The 328-nt window shown below is 55.2% G+C and carries 1 protein-coding gene; it reads left to right on the forward strand.

What is annotated here, in order from left to right; translation table 11 throughout:
- Nucleotides 1–143: 143 nt before the first annotated feature.
- Nucleotides 144–328, forward strand: a 185-nt coding sequence (locus RVY79_RS18390; RefSeq protein WP_317465980.1) for a hypothetical protein, incomplete at its 3' end; no start/stop codon positions are given.

Below are 328 nucleotides of genomic sequence, written 5' to 3' on the forward strand. Positions count from 1 at the left end.
TGAAGGAGGACGCCCAGCAGATTGCGCTCCAACTGGTTGAGGTGGACGCCAACGTCAAGCAGTTGGAAAGCTCCCGCCGAGATTTCGATGACCAGGTACGTCATGCGCAGGCTTTGCAGTACTTCCAGTGGGATGACATCGACGTGGCTTCGATGCTGGCCTTGATATCGACTCTGCAGAAGCAATTCGAAGCAGAGAAGGCGGCGCGCCCCAACCTTGAGCAGATTAACGCGGACATCGTTCAACAGGACCGAGTTTGTCGACAATTGCTTGATGACATTGGCGCTATCAAGGGCAAGTTGCATACCGCGAACGCTGAAGTGGACGG

The sequence above is a fragment of the Chromohalobacter sp. HP20-39 genome (assembly GCF_033052815.1).
Classification (GTDB): Bacteria; Pseudomonadota; Gammaproteobacteria; order Pseudomonadales; family Halomonadaceae; genus Chromohalobacter.